We start from the raw sequence: 16,918 nt of genomic DNA on the forward strand, positions 1-16,918 counted from the left end.
TCAGGTGAGCGTCGCCGCGTGCTGCGGCATGTGCTCACGGCCGCCGGGGTGCCGGTGGCGCCACACCCAGAAGACGGTGCACGAGACCAGCGCCCAGCCCGCCAGCACCAGATACGGGAAGACGCGCTGGTGCCCCTGGTAGTAGACGGCGGTGTGCTGGGCGTTGACGGAGGCGCCCGGGGGCAGCCAGCGTCCGATGTGGCCCAGCAGCGAGGGCAGCAGCGGCCAGGAGACGGCGCCGCCGGACGAGGGGTTGCCCAGGAGCACCATCACGCCCCAGGTCGGCAGCATCGCCCAGCGGCCGATCAGGGTGTTGAACATGGTGAAGACCATGCCCGAGGTGAACATCGTGAACGCGAGGATCAGCCAGGACTCGACGAATGGCAGGTCCACCGCCCCCAGCAGCCAGTCGACGACGGCGGCGATGGCGAAGGCACCGAGCAGCGAGTACGCGACGGTGAACCCGATCCGCTCCAGCGGGATCAGCGACCGGGCGTGCACGCTGAGCTGGATGGCGCCCACGAAGCCGATGATCACCGCGGCGAGCGAGATGTAGAAGAGCGCGAGCCCGCGCGGGTCGCCCTTCTGGAGGGGCTTCACGTCCTGAACGGCGACGGGGATGGAGAGCGAGTCCCCCACCTTCACGGCGGACTCGGCGAGCAGCTGGGCGACGGCCGCACCGGATGCGGCGGCCACGTCCAGGGACACGCCCCGGTCGCCGGAGCGCACGATCGCGAAGACCTCCTGATCCTCCAGCGCCTCGCGCGCGGCGGCGGCCGTCGGGAAGACGTGGATGACCAGGGAGGCGTCCAGGGCCTTGTCCATCCCCGCGACGAACTCCCGGCCGCGCGCGGTCTCCGGCTCGCTGACCACGGCGGTGGGGATGCTGTGCGGGGTCGGGTTGGCCATCGCGTACGTGTAGGAGCCGGCGAAGAGCCCGGCGGCGGCCGCGAGGATGAACAGCAGGACGATCGCCGGGAAGTACGGGGACTCCTTGAAGCCCTCCCACTTCTGGCTCCGGGTCAGCGGCCGCCCGTGCGCCCCGTGCTCCGGCTCGCTCACGCCTCGTCGTCCTCGTCACGGCGGGCGCGGCTCGGCTGCACGCGTTTGGGTTCGCCCGGCATCTTCGGGTACTCGGGCGGGTAGGGCAGGTCGCCGGGGCCGCCGTCGCTCGCGTGCCGGTCGGCGAGTTCCAGCAGCGAGTCGAGGCGGAACGCCTCCTGGTCCATGTCGGCGTGCACGTCGCCGTGTTCCGCGTACCGCACGGGCATGGTGCGCAGGTCGAAGTCGCGGGGTTCGGCGTCGTCCAGCTCCTCCCAGCGCAGCGGGGCGGAGACCGGTGCGTGCGGGAAGGGCCGTACGGAGTAGGCGGAGGCGATGGTGCGGTCGCGGGCGGTCTGGTTGTAGTCGACGAAGATCCGCTCGCCGCGCTCCTCCTTCCACCAGGCGGTGGTGACCCGGTCCGGCATCCGGCTCTCCAGCTCGCGGCCGACCGCGATGGCCGCGCGCCGCACCTCGGTGAACGTCCAGCGCGGCTCGATGGGCACGAAGACGTGGATGCCGCGCCCGCCGGACGTCTTCGGCCAGCCGCGCAGCCCGTGCTCCTCCAGGACACCGCGCAGCTCCTGGGCGGCGCGGACCGCGTCGGCGTAGCCGGTGCCGGGCTGCGGGTCCAGGTCGATGCGCAGTTCGTCGGGGTGGTCGGTGTCCCCGCCCCGGACCGGCCAGGGGTGGAATGTGAGGGTGCCGAGGTTGGCGGCCCAGAGGACGGCGGCGACCTCGGTGGGGCACATCTCCCGGGCGGACCGCCCGCTCGGGAAGGCAATCGTGGAGGTGGGGATCCAGTCGGGAAGGTTCTTGGGGGCGCGCTTCTGGTAGAAGAACTCGCCCTCGACGCCGTCCACGAACCGCTGGAGGGTGGTGGGCCGGTTGCGCAGGGCGCGCAGGATGCCGGGGCCGACGGCGAGGAAGTACTCGGCGACGTCCCGCTTCGTGTAGCCCTTCTCCGGGAAGTAGACCTTGTCCGGATTCGACAGCCGGACCGTCCGCCCGGCCGCGTCCAGCTCCACCGCTGTGCCCGCTGCTGCCATGTCGGCCACGGTAGGCCGGGCACACATATGGCGCATATCGGGAGACTCCGGTCGCCGTACGGTTCACAATCGGGTCCATGGACCTGCCGGTGATGCCGCCCGTGAAGCCGATGCTCGCCAAGTCCGTGAAGCGGATTCCGCCGGGCATGCAGTACGAGGGCAAGTGGGACGGCTTCCGGGCGATCGTGCACCGGGACGGCGACGAGGTGGTGATCGGCAGCCGGACCGGCAAGCCGCTCACCCGGTACTTCCCCGAGCTGGTCACCGCCGTCCGGGACAATGTGCCGGAGCGCTGTGTGGTGGACGGCGAGATCGTGGTCGCGCACGACGGGCGGCTGGACTTCGACCGGCTCAGCGAGCGCATCCACCCCGCCGAGTCCCGGGTGCGGCTGCTGGCCGAGCGGACCCCGGCCGCGCTGGTCGCCTTCGACCTCCTGGCGCTGGGCGACGACTCACTCCTGGACACCCCGCAGAGGGACCGGCGCACGGTCCTGGAGGCGGCGCTCGCCGGGGCGTCGGCGCCGGTGTACCTGGCCCCGTCGACGACCGATCCGGACCGCGCCCAGGAGTGGTTCGAGCAGTACGAGGGGGCGGGCCTCGACGGGGTCGTGGCGAAGCCGCCCGACGCCCCGTACCGGCCGGACGTCCGGTCCATGTACAAGATCAAGCACGAGCGGACCGCCGACTGCGTGGTGGCAGGCTACCGCTTCCACAAGAGCGGCCCGGTCGTCGGTTCGCTGCTGCTGGGCCTGTACGACGACAGCGGCGCGCTCCAGCACGTCGGGGTGTGCGCGGCCTTCCCGATGAAGCGCCGCGCCGAACTCGTCGCCGAGCTGGAGCCCCTGCTGACCGACGCCGAGGACCACCCGTGGCACGCCTGGGCCGAGGCCGAGGCGCACGCGGGCGCCCGGCTGCCGGGCGCCCCGAGCCGCTGGTCCGGCAAGAAGGACATGTCCTGGGTGCCGCTGCGGCCCGAGCGGGTCTGCGAGGTGGCGTACGACCACATGGAGGGCGACCGGTTCCGGCACACGGCCCAGTGGCGTCGCTGGCGGCCCGACCGTACGCCGGACAGCTGCACGTACGCACAGCTGGAGGAGGTCGTGAGCTACGACCTCGCCCAGGTGCTGGCGGGCGGCGGCTGAGCCCTTCGGAACACCCGGCCGCCGCCCGGGTTCAGTCGGCCTCGGGCGACGAGGTCGGGGTGGTGCAGGGCTCGCCGGTCTCCGTGGGGCCGGGCGAGGGCGAGCCGCTGGGGTCGGCGGTCTCGCTCGGGTCGGGCGACGGGGCGGTCGTGGTGCAGCCCGGGTCCGGCTCCGTGGTGGTCGGGTCGGGGTCCGGGGTGGTGGTCGGATCCGGCGTGGTGCTGGGGTCCGGGGAGCCGGAGTCCGTCGGTTCGGGCGAGGGGCCGGCGGTGTCGGTCGGGTCCGGGCTGGTGCTGGGGTCCGGGGTGGTGCTCGGGTCCGGGTCCTTGCTGCCGGGCGTGGTCGGGCGGGTGCTGGGCTGCGGGCCGACCTCGATGCCGCCGCCGCCCTTGGAGCCGGACTTGCCCACCGGGTGCCTGGCCTTGTTCGGACTGCCGGCGCCCGGGCTCTTCGGGATCGGGCCCTTCCCGTCGGCCACCGGGTGGATGCCCTTGAGGTAGAACCCCAGCCAGGACAGCACCGTGCGCAGATAGGTGTCCGAGTGGTTGTAGCTGAGGATCGCCCGGTTCAGGTCGGCGGGAACCGACAGATCGCGCGTCCCGGCACACAGATAGGCGCCCGCGGCGAGCGCCGCGTCGTACACGTTGTTCGGGTCGCGGCGTCCGTCGCCGTTGCCGTCCCGGCCCCAGTGCGCCCAGGTCGACGGGATGAACTGCATCGGGCCCACCGCCCGGTCGTACGTCGAGTCCCCGTCGAACGCGCCGCCGTCGGTGTCCGCGATGTTGGCGAACCCGGCGCCGTTGAGCACCGGTCCCAGGATCGGTGACGAGGTCGTGCCCCGCTTGTCGACCCGGCCGCCGGCCGCGTGCCCGGACTCGACCTTGCCGATCGCCGCCAGTAACTGCCACGGCAGCCGGCAGCCGGGATCGCCGCGCCCCATCGTGGTCTCGGCCTTGCGGTAGGCGGCGAGCACCGTAGCGGGGATACCCGCCTCGGCCCAGGACTGCTTGGCGGCGGGGCTCTGCTTCTCACCCTTCCTGGGCGGCTTCGGGCTTTTCAGCGGCGGGAGTTCGGTGTGGTACGAGTCGTCGTTGGGGACCTCGGACCAGACGACGTCGTCCGCTTCCTGGCGGTGCTTCGGGGCGGTCTCCTTGTGAGCGGCGGGCTCGGGTGCCTGGGACGCCGTGAGCGCGGCCATCGCGGCGACGGCCGCCGCCGTGCCGCCCAGTCCGCGGCGCATGGTGCCGTTGAACCTCATGCGTGCCCTCCTGAGTATGGGGTCGGCTCCGGCGGGTCACCGGGTGAACGTGTCGATGGAGGAGATCCGCCAGGTGCCGCCCTTGCGGACGGCGTCCACGCTGAACATGGCGGCGGCGTAGGTGGTCTCCTCGGACTTGCCGGTGCGGGTGTTGCGCTGGTCGGCATAGATCAGCAGCCGGGCCCGGTCGCCGTCGAGCATTTCCACGCCGCTGTCGGTGACGGTCGTGGTGAGGACGAGCTTCTGCTTCGGCGCCTGCGCCCGGACCTCGGCGAGCATGTCCGCGTGCTGCTGGACCGCCTTGCCGGTCAGGTACCTCGTCACCGCCGTCTCCGCCTTGGTGGGCGAGGCGTAGTCGTACGAGAAGACCGCGCCGACGGCCTCCGTGATCTGGCCCTTCACCTCGCTGGTGCGGCTGATGTCGGTGAGCGCGGTGTTCTGCCGGCTGGGGTCGTCGCGCAGGCTCGCCGCCGAGGTGAACGCCCAGGCGGCGAAGGAGCCGAGGAGCACGGTGAGGACGCAGAGGATGACGGGCAGGGTCGGGCGCGGCAGGTGCCGGGCGGGGGCTTTCCCGCCGTCCGGCTCGCCCTCCGCGTCGGCCTCCTCGTCGTTCGGGGTGTCCTCGGCCGCTTCCCCGGCCGCCTCGGAAGGCTTCTCCGGGCCGGGTCCGCCTCCGGTGCGGGGGCGGGCCGGAGCGGGCGTCGCGGCGCGATCCGCCGCGGCGACGGTGGCCAGACGGCGCTGACGGTTGACCAGGTGACGGGTCGTCGACATGTCGGGGGTTCCTCTCGGTGCGGGGGCGGGGGTGTCAGCCGGCGGTATTGCCGACGGGCGCCTGGCCGAGGGCGCTGAGCTTCCACCCGTCGGGGGTGCGGGTGAGCTGCCCGAGCATCCGGCTCTCCTTCACCGCGGGCTTGCCCTTCGGCGCGGTCACGGTCACCCGCAGCGCCACCATCACCCCGGCCTTCCCGGCCCGGTCGTCGAGCTCGGTGACCGAACCGGCCAGCACCTTGGCGGTGCTGACGGTCTTCGCCTCCTGGATCTGCTTCACGAACCCGTCCCGTCCGTCGACGAGTTGCTGGTGCAGGTCCCCGGTGGTGGAGTCCTCCCAGCTGTCGAGCCCCTTGTCGAGCTGTGCGTGGTCGAGGGTGTTCATGTTCTGCACGGCCTGCTCCCCCGCCGCCAGCACGTCGTCGCGGGTCTGGGCGTACGCGGCCGAGCTGTCGTGCCCCGCCTGGTACCGGGACACCCCGCCCCAGCCCGCGGCGCCGGTCGCCGCGACCGTCAGCACGATCGCCGCCGCCACCAGCGGATTCCTCGTCATCGCTACCCGTGCCATCGCTGCCTCTCCCTGCCGGCGGTCCCGCCGTGCTGTGCTGTCCGTGCTCGGTGGTGCGGTGGTGCGGTGGTGCGGTGGTGCCGGTCGGCGCGCTACCGGGAGGTGATCTCCACGATCGTCCAGCGGCCCTCGCGCAGTCGGGCCGTGACGGAGAGCTGCGCCGCCGCCTTGCTCGCGGCCCTGCCCTTGCGCTCGTAGACCTGGTCGAGGAGGACGAGCAGGTGGGCGCTGTCGGGCGTGAGCCGGGTGACCCCGGCGCGCACGACATGGGTGGTGAGGGTGAGCTTCTGGTCGGCCGACTGCTTCTCGACCTGGCCGAACAGTGCCGCGTACTGCTGGAGCGCCTTGCCCGCGAGTAGTTTCTGCGCGGACGCCTTGGTCGCGTCGGTGCCGTCGGGGCTGTACGAGAACACCTTGCCGAGGGCGTTGGTGACCTCGCCGGCCACCTGGGCGGTCGCCGCGCTGTCGGTGAGCGCCCGGTTGGAGGTGGCGGGGGTGTCCCGCAGCTGCCGGCCCGCCGCGTACATCACGGCCCCGGCGGCGAGCAGCGCGACGACGAGGACCCCGGCGAGCACGCGCGGCCAACGACGTTCGCGGCGGGCGCCGTTGTCGTCGTCGTCCGTCTGCTCAGGAGGCTCCGGTGCGGGCTCCTTCGCGGCCTCCAGTGCGGGCTCCGCCTTCTCGTCGGCCGCCTTCGCGGTAGCGGTGTCCTCGTTCTCCTCGACGTCCGTGTTCATGCGCCGCTCCCTATGCCGAGCGCCGTGAGCGCCTTGATCTTCCAGCCGTCCCCGGTCCGGGTGAGCGTGGCCTCGAAGCGTTTGCGCTCGGTGCCGGCTTTGCCGGTGCGCGGGGTGATCTCGACGTCGACGGTCGCGATCATCAGCGCGGTGCCGGTGCGGTCGTCCAGTTCGGTGAGCGCGGCGTCGGTGACCTTGCCGCGTGCGGTGGTGCCGGACTTCGCCAGGTCGGCGGCGTCCTTCTTGTGGGTCCGCTTCAGCTGGTCGTGCAACGGACCCGTGGCGGACTCGAGCCAGCCGGCCAGGCCCGCGTCCACGCTCTTCGCGTCCTTGCCGTCCAGGGTGTTGAGCCGGGCCAGCGCCTGCCGGCCGTCCGCGAGTGCGGCGTCCCGGCTCTTGGCGTAGGCCAGGTCGTCGTCGCCGCGCGCCTGGGCGTACGACCAGCCGCCCAGGGCGCAGACGAGGGCCGCGACGAGCAGGACGGCCCAGCCGCCGAGGCTTCGCGTACGGGGGTTCACTCGCCGTCCTCCTGTCCCAGGCCGAGCAGCCCGGCCATGCCGCGCACCGGTGCGTCGTCGGACCCGGCGCCGAGCGCTCCGGGCATCCGGTCGTCCTTGGAGTCCCCGAAGTGCAGCGCGCCGGCCTTCGCCGGTTCGGGGAGCGGGCCGCCCTTGGGGGCGTTGGCGCTGCCCCGGACATCGATGCCGGTGCCGGGCGAGGCGGTGCAGCGGGCCTTGGTGTTGAGCGCGGGGGCGGGTGAGAGGTCGAGGCCGTTGCGGTAGGTCGTACCCCCGTAGCCGGCGGTGCAGGGCAGCGGCTCGAAGAAGGTGACCGACATGCCGAACCGGGCACCGTCCTCGTCGACCGCGCTGGACCCGGCCGCCACGACGGCGGGGAGCTTCACGAGCAGTTCCTCCAGCCCGCGCTGGCGGGTGACGGCGACGTCGGAGGTGGTGAGGAGGTTGGCGACGACGACGCCGAAGCTGGGTTCGACGTCCCGGAGGAGTCCGCTGATCTGGCCGGTCGCGTCGGGTGCGGCGGCGATCAGCTTGCGCAGGTCGGTGTCGGAGCCCTTGAGCTGGGCGGCCAGCTCCTTGGCGCCGGAGGCGAACCCCTTGAGCGCTTCGCCCTGTTCGACCTGGGTGCGCAGGACGGTCTTGCCGTCCTCCATCAGCTTGGTGGTGGCGGGCAGGGCGTCGTCGGCGGCGTCGACGAACTCGCTGCCGGTGTCCAGGAGGACCTGGAGGTCGTCGCCGCGCCCGCTGAAGGCGGTGCCGAACTCGTCGACGACGGTGCGCAGGGACTCCAGGTCGACCGAGGAGGTGAGGTCGTTGACGCTGGTGAGCACGTTGGTCACGGGCGCCGGGACGGTGGTCTCGGCCTCGTCGATGACCGAGCCGTTCGCGAGGTAGGGGCCGTCGGTGCGGGTCGGCCGGAGGTCGACGTACTGCTCGCCGACGGCGGAGAGGCTGGCCACGACCGCCTTGAGGTCGTCGGGGATGCGGGGTGCGTCCTTGTCGATCCGCAGCTCGGCCTCGACGCCGTCGTCGGTGAGCTCGATGGGCCCGACCCGGCCCACCGACACGCCCCGGTAGGTGACGTTGGAGTGGGTGAAGAGGCCGCCGGTGCGTGGGAGTTGCATGTTGACGGTGTAGTAGTCGCGCATGCCGATGTAGTGGCCGAGGCCGGCGTAGCGGACGCCGAGGAAGCCGAGGACCAGCACGGCGATGATCAGGAAGGCGATGTTCTTGAGCCGGATGGCGAGGGTGATCATCGGTTGCTCCCCTTCGAGTCCGTGGGCCGGCTCGTCGTGGGCGCCGAGGTCGTGGGAAGGGGCAGCGGCAGTCCGGCGCCGGCGACCGCCTTCGCCTGCTCGGGGGTCCCGGGCTCGGGGTCGGGGTCGGGGTTGTAGGCGGGAATGATCTGGGTGCCGGGTTCGGCCGTCAGGTCCAGATACACGTTGAGGTAGTCGCCCTTCACGCCGCGCAGCACCTCGTCCGTGAACGGGTAGGTGAGCAGCACCTGGAGGGAGTCGGGCAGGTCGTTTCCGGAGTCGGCCAGGGCCCGCAGGGTGGGGGCGATGGCCTTGAGGTCGGCGACGGTGTCCGCCTTGCTCCTGTTGATGGTGTCGACGGCGACGTCCGAGAGGGTGTCCAGGGAGCGAAGCATCGTCATGAGGGAGCCGCGCTGCTTCTCCAGGACCTTCATGCCGGGGCTGAGCTTGGTGAGAACGGTGCCGACCTGCTGCTTGCGGCCGGCGAGCGTGCTGGAGAGCCGGTTGACGCCGTCGAGGGCGGCGGTGATGTCGCCGCGATGGTCGTCGAGGTTGGTGACGAGCTTGTCGACCCGGTGGAGCATGGACTTGACCTGGGGCTCCTGCCCGGTCAGCGCCTTGTTCAGCTCGGTGGTGATGGTCTTGAGCTGCTGGACGCCGCCGCCGTTGAGGAGCATGGACAGGGCGCCGAAGACCTCTTCGACCTCGGGGTTGCGGTTGGTACGGGTGAGCGGGATGCGGTCGCCGTCGGTGAGGGTGCCCTGCTCCTTGCCCTTGGCGGGCGGTGAGAGCTGGATGTACTTCTCGCCGAGCAGGCTGGACTGCTCCAGGTGGGCGTAAGCGTTGGCCGGGAGGCCGATCTTCCCGTTGACCTTCATGGTGACCCTGGCCCGCCAGCCGTCCGGGGCGAGCGAGATCTTGGTGACGCGGCCGACGGCGACGTCGTTGACCTTGACCGAGGACTGCGGGGCGAGGCTGAGCACGTCCCCGAAGTCCGCGGTGATCTGGTACGGGTGGTCGCCGAGGTCCGCGCCGCCGGGCAGCGGCACGTCCTCGATGCCGGAGAAGTGCGGGACTCCGCATCCGGTGACGAAGAGGGTGCAGCACAGGCCGAACGCGACCAGTACCGTCCCGCTCGTGGTCCCGAGGGCCGCGGGTCTGCGCGGTGTGCGGCTCATTGCTTCGCCCCCTTGGCGTCCTTGGCGGCCTTGGTGTCCTTGCCGGACTTGGCGTCCTTCGGAGTCCCGTAGACCGTGCCCACGGCCGGCAACGGCAGTGCGGGGAGAGTCTGTTGCCGTTCGGCGTCCACCGGCGAGAGCCCCTGGAGGGCGAGGGTGGAGTCCAGGAGCGGGCCGCCCATGCTGAGTTCGTTGAGGTTGGTCCGGCCGTTGAGCGTGCGGTGCTCGGGGTCGTACGCGTTGAGGACGTTGCCCGCCGAGAGCGGCAGGACGTCCATCGACTCGGCCAGCGAGGCGCGCTGGTCGACGAGGGCCTGGGTGATCGGCACGAGGGCGTCCACGTTCTTCTTGAGCTCGCCCCGGTTGTCCTTGATGAAGGTCTTGACCTGGCCGAGGGCGGTGCCGAGTTCCTTGAGGGCTGCGCCGAGGTTCTGCTTGTCGTCGGCGAGGAATCCGGTGACGGAGTTGAGCTGCTCCTCGGCGGCGCGGACGTTGCCGTCGTTGTCCTTCAGCATGGTGGTGAAGGTCTGCAGGTAGGACAGCGTGTCGAAGAGGTTGCCGCTCGACTTGTCCAGGGTCTTCGTCGCCTTGCCGAACTGTTCGATGGAGTCGCCGATGTCCTTGCCGTTGCCCTTGAGGTTCTTGGCCCCGGTGTCCAGGAGCCCGGCGAAGGCCCCGTCGGCGTTGGCCCCGTCCGGGCCGAGCGCGGTGGACAGTTCGGTGATCGACTCGTAGAGCTGGTCGACCTCCACCGGGGTCGCGTTGTTCGCGGCGACCAGCTGGGCACCGTCCTTCATGACCGCTCCCCCGGTGTAGGCGGGGGCGAGCTGGACGTACCGGTCGGCGACGAGGCTGGGGGCGACGATGACGGCGTGCGCGTACTTGGGGACCTGGACGCCCTTGTCGATGTGCAGGACGACCTTGACGTCCTTGCCGCGCGGTTCCACGGATTCGACGCGGCCGACGCGTACGCCGAGTATGCGCAGGTCGGACCCGGCGTAGACGCCGGTGACCCGGTCGAAGTAGGCCGTGACGGTGGTGCCTTCCTCCTCCTCCAGGGCCATCACGCCGGAGGTGGCGGCGACGGCCACGACGATGAGGCCGGCGCCGATGCCGATGAAGCGGGTGAGTCTCATATCAGTGGCCTCCTTCCTGCTTCGGAGGCATGCAGCCGGTAGCCGGGGGCCTGTTCGCGGGCAGGTAGTTCTTCGGGACGACACCGCACACGTAGTTGTCGAACCAGCGGCCGTTGCCGAGGGTGTTGCCGACGAGCCGGTTGTAGGAGCCGGCGAGCGCGAGTACCTGGTCGAGGCTCTTGCGGTTCTTCTTCAGGACCGCGGTGACCCGGCCGAGCGCCTTGAGCGTCGGCTTCAGCTGCTTGTTGTTGTCGGAGACGAGACCGGTGAGCTGGGTGCCCAGGTCGCGGGTGCCGGTGAGCAGCAGGTGGATGGAGTCGCGGCGGGCCTGGATCTCGCCGAGGAGCAGGTTGCCGTCGTCCAGGAGGGTTTCGAAGCCGCTCTTCTTGTTGGCGAGGGTCTTGGTGAGCTTCTTGCTGCCCTTGAGCAGGGTCGCCAGCTGGGCGTCGCGTTCGGAGACGGTCTTCGACAGCGCGGAGAGACCCTTCGCGGCGCTCTTCACGTCCGGCGGGGAGTCCTTGAAGGTGGCGGAGATAGTCTCGAAGCTCTTGGCGAGCTGCTCGGTGTCGATCTCCCCGATGGTCTCGCCCAGTCCGTTGAACGCCTGGGTGACGTCGTACGGGGAGGTGGTGCGGGAGGCGGTGATGCGCTCGTCCGGGTCCTGCGGGGAGTCGCCCAGCGGGTCGACGGCGAGGTACTTCTCGCCGAGGAGCGTCTTGATGGCGATGCCGACGGTGCTGGCGTTGCCGATCCAGGCGTCCTTGACCTTGAAGGTGACCTTCACCTTGGCGCCGTCCAGGGATACGCCGGTGACCTTGCCGACCTTGACGCCGGCGATGCGGACCTCGTCGCCCTCGCCGAGGCCGGCGGACTCGGTGAAGTCGGCGCTGTAGGTGGTGCCGCCCCCGACGAAGGGGAGCGAGTCGGCCCGGTAGGCGCCGAACCCGATGAGGGCCAGCAGGAGGAGTCCCACGATGCCGACGGCGACGGGGTTGCGGTGGCGTATCGGCTTGATCATGACAGGCACCTCGGCTGGGTGATCTCGATGCCGGTCGGCGGGGTGCTGCCGTCACTGGTCGTCACGCCGCTGACCTTGGCCTCGCAGAGGTAGAGGTTGAGCCAGGAGCCGTACGACGTGAGACGGCCGATGGCCTTCATCTTGGCCGGGGTCTTCTGGAGGAAATTCTCGATCTTCGGGGTGTTGTCGGCCAGGTTCCCGGAGAGCCGGCCGAGCTGCTTGATGTCGTCCTTGAGGGGCTTGCGGCCGTCCTCGAAGAGGTCCGCGGTGACCGTGGTGAGCGCGCCCATCGCAGTGACGGCCTCCCCGAGGGGCTTGCGGTCGCCCGCGAAGCCGGTGACGAGGGCCTGGAGGGTGTCGACGAGGTCGTTGAAGCCGGCTTCACGGTCGTTGACGGTCTTCAGGACCGTGTTGAGGTTCTTGATCACCTCGCCGATCACCTTGTCCTTGGCGGCGACCGTGCCGGTCAGCGAGCCGACGTGCTGGAGGATGGAGTCGACGGTGCCGCCCTCGCCCTGGAGCACCTGGACGATGGAGCCGGCCAGCTCGTTGACGTCGGGCGGCGAGAGCCCCTCGAAGAGGGGCTGGAAGCCGTTGAAGAGCTGGGTGAGGTCGAGCGCCGGGGTGGTGCGCGACAGCGGGATGGTGGAGCCCGGGGTGAAGCTCTCCCCGACGGGTCCGGCGCCCTGGTCCAGGTCGATGTAGCGCTGGCCGACCATGTTGAGGTACTTGATCGACGCGGTGACCGAGGCCGGCAGCTTCTTGCTCTTGCGGACGCTGAAGCGGACCTCGGCGACCCGGCGGTCCGCGACCTTCACGGACTCGACCTGGCCGACCTTGACGCCGGCGATGCGGACGCTGTCGCCGGCGATGAGGCCGGTCGCGTCCGTGAACCGGGCCTTGTACGAACGGGTGTCGCCCACACCGGTGTTGGCGATGGACAGGGCCAGGACCGTGGTGGCCAGGCTCGTCACCACGATGAAGACGATCGATTTCGCGAGCGGTCCCGCGAGGGAGCGGCGCTTCACTTGAGCTTCACCTCCACACCGCGGAAGGCCGGACCGATGAGCACGCTGCTCCACTCGGGCAGGGCCTGCGGCCGGACTTTCAGTGAGGGAGCGACCAGTTCGTTGACGAGCCGGCTCTCCTGCGGGGAGTTGGGCATGCCGAGCGACGGATTCGCGGCCGGGACCTCCACCGGGGTGCTGGTGTCCGGGCCGGGCTGCGACGGGGTGTCATCGGCGGTGGTCCTGGCGTCCGCGGTCGGCACGGTCGCGCCGACGTACGGGACGGAGTAGCAGCGCGGTCCGCCGGTGGCGTTGTAGACCGGGGTGTCCTTGCCGGCGACGTACTTCCCCTTGGAGGGAACGGTCTTGAGCGTGACGTGCAGCCCTGGCCGGTCGGTGCCCTTGCCGAGCGCCTTGTCCATCGCCGGCACGAAGTTGGCGACGGTGCGCAGGGTGCAGGGGAACTCCGAGGAGTACTTCGCCAGGGTCTCCAGGGTGGGCCTGCCGCTCGCGGCGAGCCGGATGAGGTTGTCCTTGTTCCGCTGGAGGAAGGCGTTGACGTCGCGGGCGGACGCGGTGGTGGAGCCGTACACGTTCGCGAGGTTCGCCTGCTGTTCGGCGAGGGTGCCGCTGGTGGTGGTGAAGTCGGTGAGGGCGTCCAGGACGTCGGGGGCGGAGTCCGCGTAGAGCCGGCTGACCTTGACGAGTTCTTTGATGTCCTCGTTGAGCGTGGGGAGTTGCGGGTTGAACCGCTGGAGGTGGGCGTCGAGCTTCACGAGGGTGTCACCGAGCTTCTCGCCCCGGCCCTCAAGTGCGGTGGAGACCGCGTTGAGGGTGGCGGACAGCTTCTCCGGCTTCACGGCGGTCAGCAGCGGCAGGACGTTGTCCAGGACCTCCTCCAGCTCGATGGCGTTGCTGGAGCGGTCCTGCGGGATGACGTCGCCGGCACCGAGGGTCTTCGTGGAGGGCACGGCGGGCGGTACGAGCGCGACGAACCGTTCCCCGAAGAGGGTGGTCGGCAGCATCTGCGCGGTGACGTCGGCCGGGATGCGGTCCAGCTTGTCCGGCTGGATCGCCAGGGTGAGCCGGGCCCCGTCGCCGTCGGCCGCGATGTTCCGGACCTGGCCGACGACGACGCCGCGCAGCTTCACGTCGGCGTTCTCGTGCATCTCGTTGCCGACGCTCGACGTGCGTACGGTGACCGTCGCGTCATTCGTGAAGTCCTTGTCGTACACCGCGACCGAGACCCAGATGAGAACGGCGGGCACGAGGAAGAAGGCGACCCCCGCGGTTCTGCGGGTGGTGGTCCTGGTGGCGGGGGATGTCATCAGCCGGCCACCTTCACCGTCGTCGTGGCGCCCCAGATGGCGAGCGAGAGGAAGAAGTCGGTGACGCTGATCAGCACGATCGCGTTCCGCACGGACCGGCCGACGGCCACCCCCACCCCGGCGGGGCCGCCGGTGGCGTGGAAGCCGTAATAGCAGTGGGCGAGGATCACCATCACGCTGAAGATCAGCACCTTGAGAACCGACAGGAGCACGTCCGCCGGGGACAGGAACAGATTGAAGTAGTGGTCGTACGTGCCCGCCGACTGCCCGTTGAACAGGACGGTGACGTAGCGGGACGCGACGTACGAGGAGAGCAGGCCGATCGCGTACAGCGGGATGATCGCGACGACGCCGGCGATGATGCGCGTGGTGACGAGGTAGGGCATGGAGCGCACGCCCATCGATTCGAGGCCGTCGACCTCCTCGTTGATGCGCATGGCGCCGAGCTGCGCGGTGAAGCCGGCCCCGACGGTCGCGGAGAGGGCGAGTCCGGCGACGAGCGGGGCGATCTCGCGGGTGTTGAAGTACGCGGAGATGAACCCGGTGAACGCGGCGGTGCCGATCTGGTTGAGGGCCGCGTACCCCTGGAGTCCGACGACCGTGCCGGTGGCCAGGGTCATCGCGATCATGACGCCGATGGTGCCGCCGACGACCCCGAGGCCGCCGCTGCCGAAGGCGACCTCGGCCAGGAGGCGCTGGATCTCCTTGAGGTAGCGGCGCAGGGTGCGCGGGATCCAGATCAGTGCCCGTACGTAGAAGGTGAGCTGGTCACCGGATCTGTCGAGCCAGCCGAGCATTGACATGGGTCAGCTCCCCTTCGCGGGGACGATCTGCAGGTAGATCGCCGTGAGGACCATGTTCACGAAGAACAGCAGCATGAAGGTGATGACGACGGACTGGTTGACCGCGTCACCCACCCCCTTCGGGCCGCCGCGCGGGTTGAGGCCGCGGTAGGCCGCGACGATGCCGGCGATGAAGCCGAAGATCAGCGCCTTGACCTCGCTGACGTAGAGGTCGGGCAGCTGGGCGAGTGCGGAGAAGCTGGAGAGGTACGCGCCAGGGGTGCCGTGCTGGAGGATCACGTTGAAGAAGTAGCCGCCGAGGGTGCCGACGACGGAGACCAGGCCGTTGAGCATGACGGCGACGAGCATGGTGGCGAGCACGCGCGGGACGACCAGGCGCTGCACGGGCGAGACGCCCATGACCTCCATCGCGTCCAGCTCCTCACGGATCTTGCGGGAGCCGAGGTCGGCGCAGATCGCGGAACCGGCGGCCCCGGAGACCAGCAGGGCCACGATGATCGGGCTGGCCTGCTGGATGACGGCGAGGACGCTGGCGCCGCCGGTGAAGGACTGGGCGCCGAGCTGCTGGGTGAGCGAGCCGACCTGGAGCGCGATGACCGCGCCGAACGGGATGGACACGAGGGCGGCGGGCAGGATGGTGACGCTGGCGACGAACCAGAACTGCTCGATGAACTCCCGCACCTGGAAGGGCCGTCTGAAGGTCTCGCGGCACACGGTCCCGGCCAGCGCGAACAGCCGCCCGGTCTCGCGCAGGGGCGCGGCGAGCTTACTGGGGCGCAGGGCCTCGGGAGCCTTCGCGGGCTCCGGTGCCCGGTCCATCGGCTCCGGTTCGTCGGGGGGCCGTACGGGCATGGGGGCGGTCACAGGCGTCCACCGCCCACGGCCGGGCTGTAGCTGTTCAGGATGGCGGTGCGGGCCGCCTCCGGCAGCTCGCCGAGCATCGACATGACGCGTTCCCGGCGGCGCAGGGCGCCCTGGCGCACCGGCAGGCCGGGCGTGGGCTCCAGCTGGGGGACGACGGTGCGCGGGGCGTTGGCCGAGCTGATGCCCTGGCCGTAGCCGTTGAGCTCCTCGGCGGCGAGGGTGGCGGCGTCCTTCTCCTCGGACATGCCGATGGGCCCCTCGCAGCGGCCGGCGAGGAACTGGTTCACGACGGGCAGGTCACTGGTGAGCAGCACCTCGCGCGGCCCGAAGGTGACGAGGTTGCGGCAGAACAGCATCCCCATGTTGTCCGGCACGGTGGAGGCGATGTCGAGGTTGTGGGTGACGATGAGCATCGTCGCGTCGATCTGCGCGTTGAGGTCGACGAGGAGCTGGGAGATGTACGCGGTGCGGACCGGGTCGAGGCCCGAGTCGGGTTCGTCGCAGAGGATGATCTGCGGGTCCAGGACGAGGGCGCGGGCGAGGCCGGCGCGCTTGCGCATACCGCCGGATATCTCGCCGGGGAGCTTGTTCTCCGCCCCCAGGAGGCCCACGACCTCGATCCGCTCCATGACGGTGCGGCGGATCTCGGATTCCTTCTTGCGGGTGTGCTCCCGGAGCGGAAACGCGATGTTGTCGAAAAGCGACATCGAACCGAAAAGGGCGCCGTCCTGGAACATGAGGCCGAAGAGCTTGCGCGTCTCCATGATGTCCCGCTCGGAGCCGTTCACCATGTCGACGCCATTGACGAGAACGCGCCCGCGTTCAGGTTTGAGGAGGCCGATGATGGATTTGAGGAACACCGTCTTTCCCGTCCCGGACGGGCCGAGCATGACACTGACCTCGCCTGCGGGAAGCGTGAGCGACACATCCTGCCAGATGTTCTGCTTGCCGAAAGACTTGGTGAGCCCTTCGACCACTACTTCGATTCCCATCCCACCTCCTGCGTGCGCTCACGAAGTGACAGAAATGCGCTGAGGGGCGCACGTTAAGTTCACCGGCACCGCCAGGACAAGCCCTTGAGCAGCCCATTCGCAAAGATCCGGTCCGCTTGTCATCGGATGACAAATTCCGGTTCCGATCTTGTGAAGTACTGCGCACTGCCGTCCGTCGGTGCAGGCCGGAACCCCGCGGCCCGGGGAGGCCGGACACGCGTCCGGGCTCCCCGCCGACGGGTGAGCAATCTC

The 16,918-nt window shown here is 70.4% G+C and carries 17 protein-coding genes; 1 reads left to right on the forward strand and 16 read right to left on the reverse strand.

Going from position 1 to position 16,918, the window contains the following annotated elements:
- Together BLW14_RS03610 and ligD are read right to left on the reverse strand one after the other, a co-directional pair.
- Entirely contained in the window at window positions 1-1,062 is a 1,062-nt protein-coding gene (locus BLW14_RS03610; RefSeq protein WP_093704232.1) for a hypothetical protein, read from the reverse strand.
- Window positions 1,059-2,069: a non-homologous end-joining DNA ligase gene (ligD, locus tag BLW14_RS03615; protein WP_093704234.1), complete on the reverse strand. Its 1,011-nt coding sequence runs from the start codon at window positions 2,067-2,069 to the stop codon at window positions 1,059-1,061. Before ligD ends, BLW14_RS03610 begins: the two co-directional genes overlap by 4 nt.
- Before the next feature lie 98 nt (window positions 2,070-2,167).
- Here ligD and BLW14_RS03620 point away from each other — a divergent pair, with 98 nt between their 5' ends.
- Window positions 2,168-3,232: an ATP-dependent DNA ligase gene (locus BLW14_RS03620; RefSeq protein ID WP_093704236.1), complete on the forward strand. Its 1,065-nt coding sequence runs from the start codon at window positions 2,168-2,170 to the stop codon at window positions 3,230-3,232.
- A gap of 31 nt (window positions 3,233-3,263) precedes the next feature.
- Here BLW14_RS03620 and BLW14_RS03625 read toward each other — a convergent pair whose 3' ends face one another.
- From BLW14_RS03625 to BLW14_RS03690, 14 genes are all read right to left on the reverse strand, one after another.
- Window positions 3,264-4,490, reverse strand: a complete 1,227-nt coding sequence (locus BLW14_RS03625) for a lytic transglycosylase domain-containing protein (protein WP_093704238.1) — start codon at window positions 4,488-4,490, stop codon at window positions 3,264-3,266.
- Between the two features lie 36 nt (window positions 4,491-4,526).
- A complete protein-coding gene (locus BLW14_RS33960; protein WP_107468437.1) occupies window positions 4,527-5,264 on the reverse strand; it encodes a nuclear transport factor 2 family protein in 738 nt (245 codons plus the stop codon).
- Window positions 5,265-5,298: 34 nt separating this feature from the next.
- Entirely contained in the window at window positions 5,299-5,829 is a 531-nt protein-coding gene (locus BLW14_RS03635) for a nuclear transport factor 2 family protein (protein WP_371128044.1), read from the reverse strand.
- 92 nt (window positions 5,830-5,921) lie between these two features.
- A complete protein-coding gene (locus BLW14_RS03640; protein ID WP_093704242.1) occupies window positions 5,922-6,566 on the reverse strand; it encodes a hypothetical protein in 645 nt (214 codons plus the stop codon).
- Window positions 6,563-7,084: a hypothetical protein gene (locus BLW14_RS03645; protein ID WP_093704244.1), complete on the reverse strand. Its 522-nt coding sequence runs from the start codon at window positions 7,082-7,084 to the stop codon at window positions 6,563-6,565. The genes BLW14_RS03640 and BLW14_RS03645 overlap by 4 nt, the downstream gene beginning before the upstream one ends.
- A complete protein-coding gene (locus BLW14_RS03650) occupies window positions 7,081-8,340 on the reverse strand; it encodes an MCE family protein (protein WP_093704246.1) in 1,260 nt (419 codons plus the stop codon). Before BLW14_RS03650 ends, BLW14_RS03645 begins: the two co-directional genes overlap by 4 nt.
- The gene (locus BLW14_RS03655; RefSeq protein ID WP_093704248.1) at window positions 8,337-9,518 is read right to left on the reverse strand and encodes an MCE family protein; all 1,182 of its coding nucleotides are present in this window, start codon (window positions 9,516-9,518) and stop codon (window positions 8,337-8,339) included. Before BLW14_RS03655 ends, BLW14_RS03650 begins: the two co-directional genes overlap by 4 nt.
- A complete protein-coding gene (locus BLW14_RS03660; protein ID WP_093704250.1) occupies window positions 9,515-10,654 on the reverse strand; it encodes an MCE family protein in 1,140 nt (379 codons plus the stop codon). Before BLW14_RS03660 ends, BLW14_RS03655 begins: the two co-directional genes overlap by 4 nt.
- A gap of 1 nt (window position 10,655) precedes the next feature.
- Complete coding sequence (locus tag BLW14_RS03665) at window positions 10,656-11,672, reverse strand: MCE family protein (RefSeq protein ID WP_093704252.1); 1,017 nt, start codon at window positions 11,670-11,672, stop codon at window positions 10,656-10,658.
- Entirely contained in the window at window positions 11,669-12,700 is a 1,032-nt protein-coding gene (locus tag BLW14_RS03670) for an MCE family protein (protein WP_093704254.1), read from the reverse strand. Before BLW14_RS03670 ends, BLW14_RS03665 begins: the two co-directional genes overlap by 4 nt.
- Complete coding sequence (locus BLW14_RS03675; protein WP_093704256.1) at window positions 12,697-14,007, reverse strand: MCE family protein; 1,311 nt, start codon at window positions 14,005-14,007, stop codon at window positions 12,697-12,699. The genes BLW14_RS03670 and BLW14_RS03675 overlap by 4 nt, the downstream gene beginning before the upstream one ends.
- Window positions 14,007-14,810, reverse strand: a complete 804-nt coding sequence (locus tag BLW14_RS03680; RefSeq protein ID WP_026243064.1) for an MlaE family ABC transporter permease — start codon at window positions 14,808-14,810, stop codon at window positions 14,007-14,009. Before BLW14_RS03680 ends, BLW14_RS03675 begins: the two co-directional genes overlap by 1 nt.
- 3 nt (window positions 14,811-14,813) lie before the next feature.
- The gene (locus tag BLW14_RS03685; protein WP_093704258.1) at window positions 14,814-15,674 is read right to left on the reverse strand and encodes an MlaE family ABC transporter permease; all 861 of its coding nucleotides are present in this window, start codon (window positions 15,672-15,674) and stop codon (window positions 14,814-14,816) included.
- Window positions 15,671-16,666, reverse strand: a complete 996-nt coding sequence (locus BLW14_RS03690) for an ABC transporter ATP-binding protein (RefSeq protein ID WP_093704260.1) — start codon at window positions 16,664-16,666, stop codon at window positions 15,671-15,673. Before BLW14_RS03690 ends, BLW14_RS03685 begins: the two co-directional genes overlap by 4 nt.
- Window positions 16,667-16,918: the final 252 nt, after the last annotated feature.

It is taken from the genome of Streptomyces sp. 2131.1, from assembly GCF_900105515.1.
Classification (GTDB): domain Bacteria; phylum Actinomycetota; class Actinomycetes; order Streptomycetales; family Streptomycetaceae; genus Streptomyces; species Streptomyces drozdowiczii.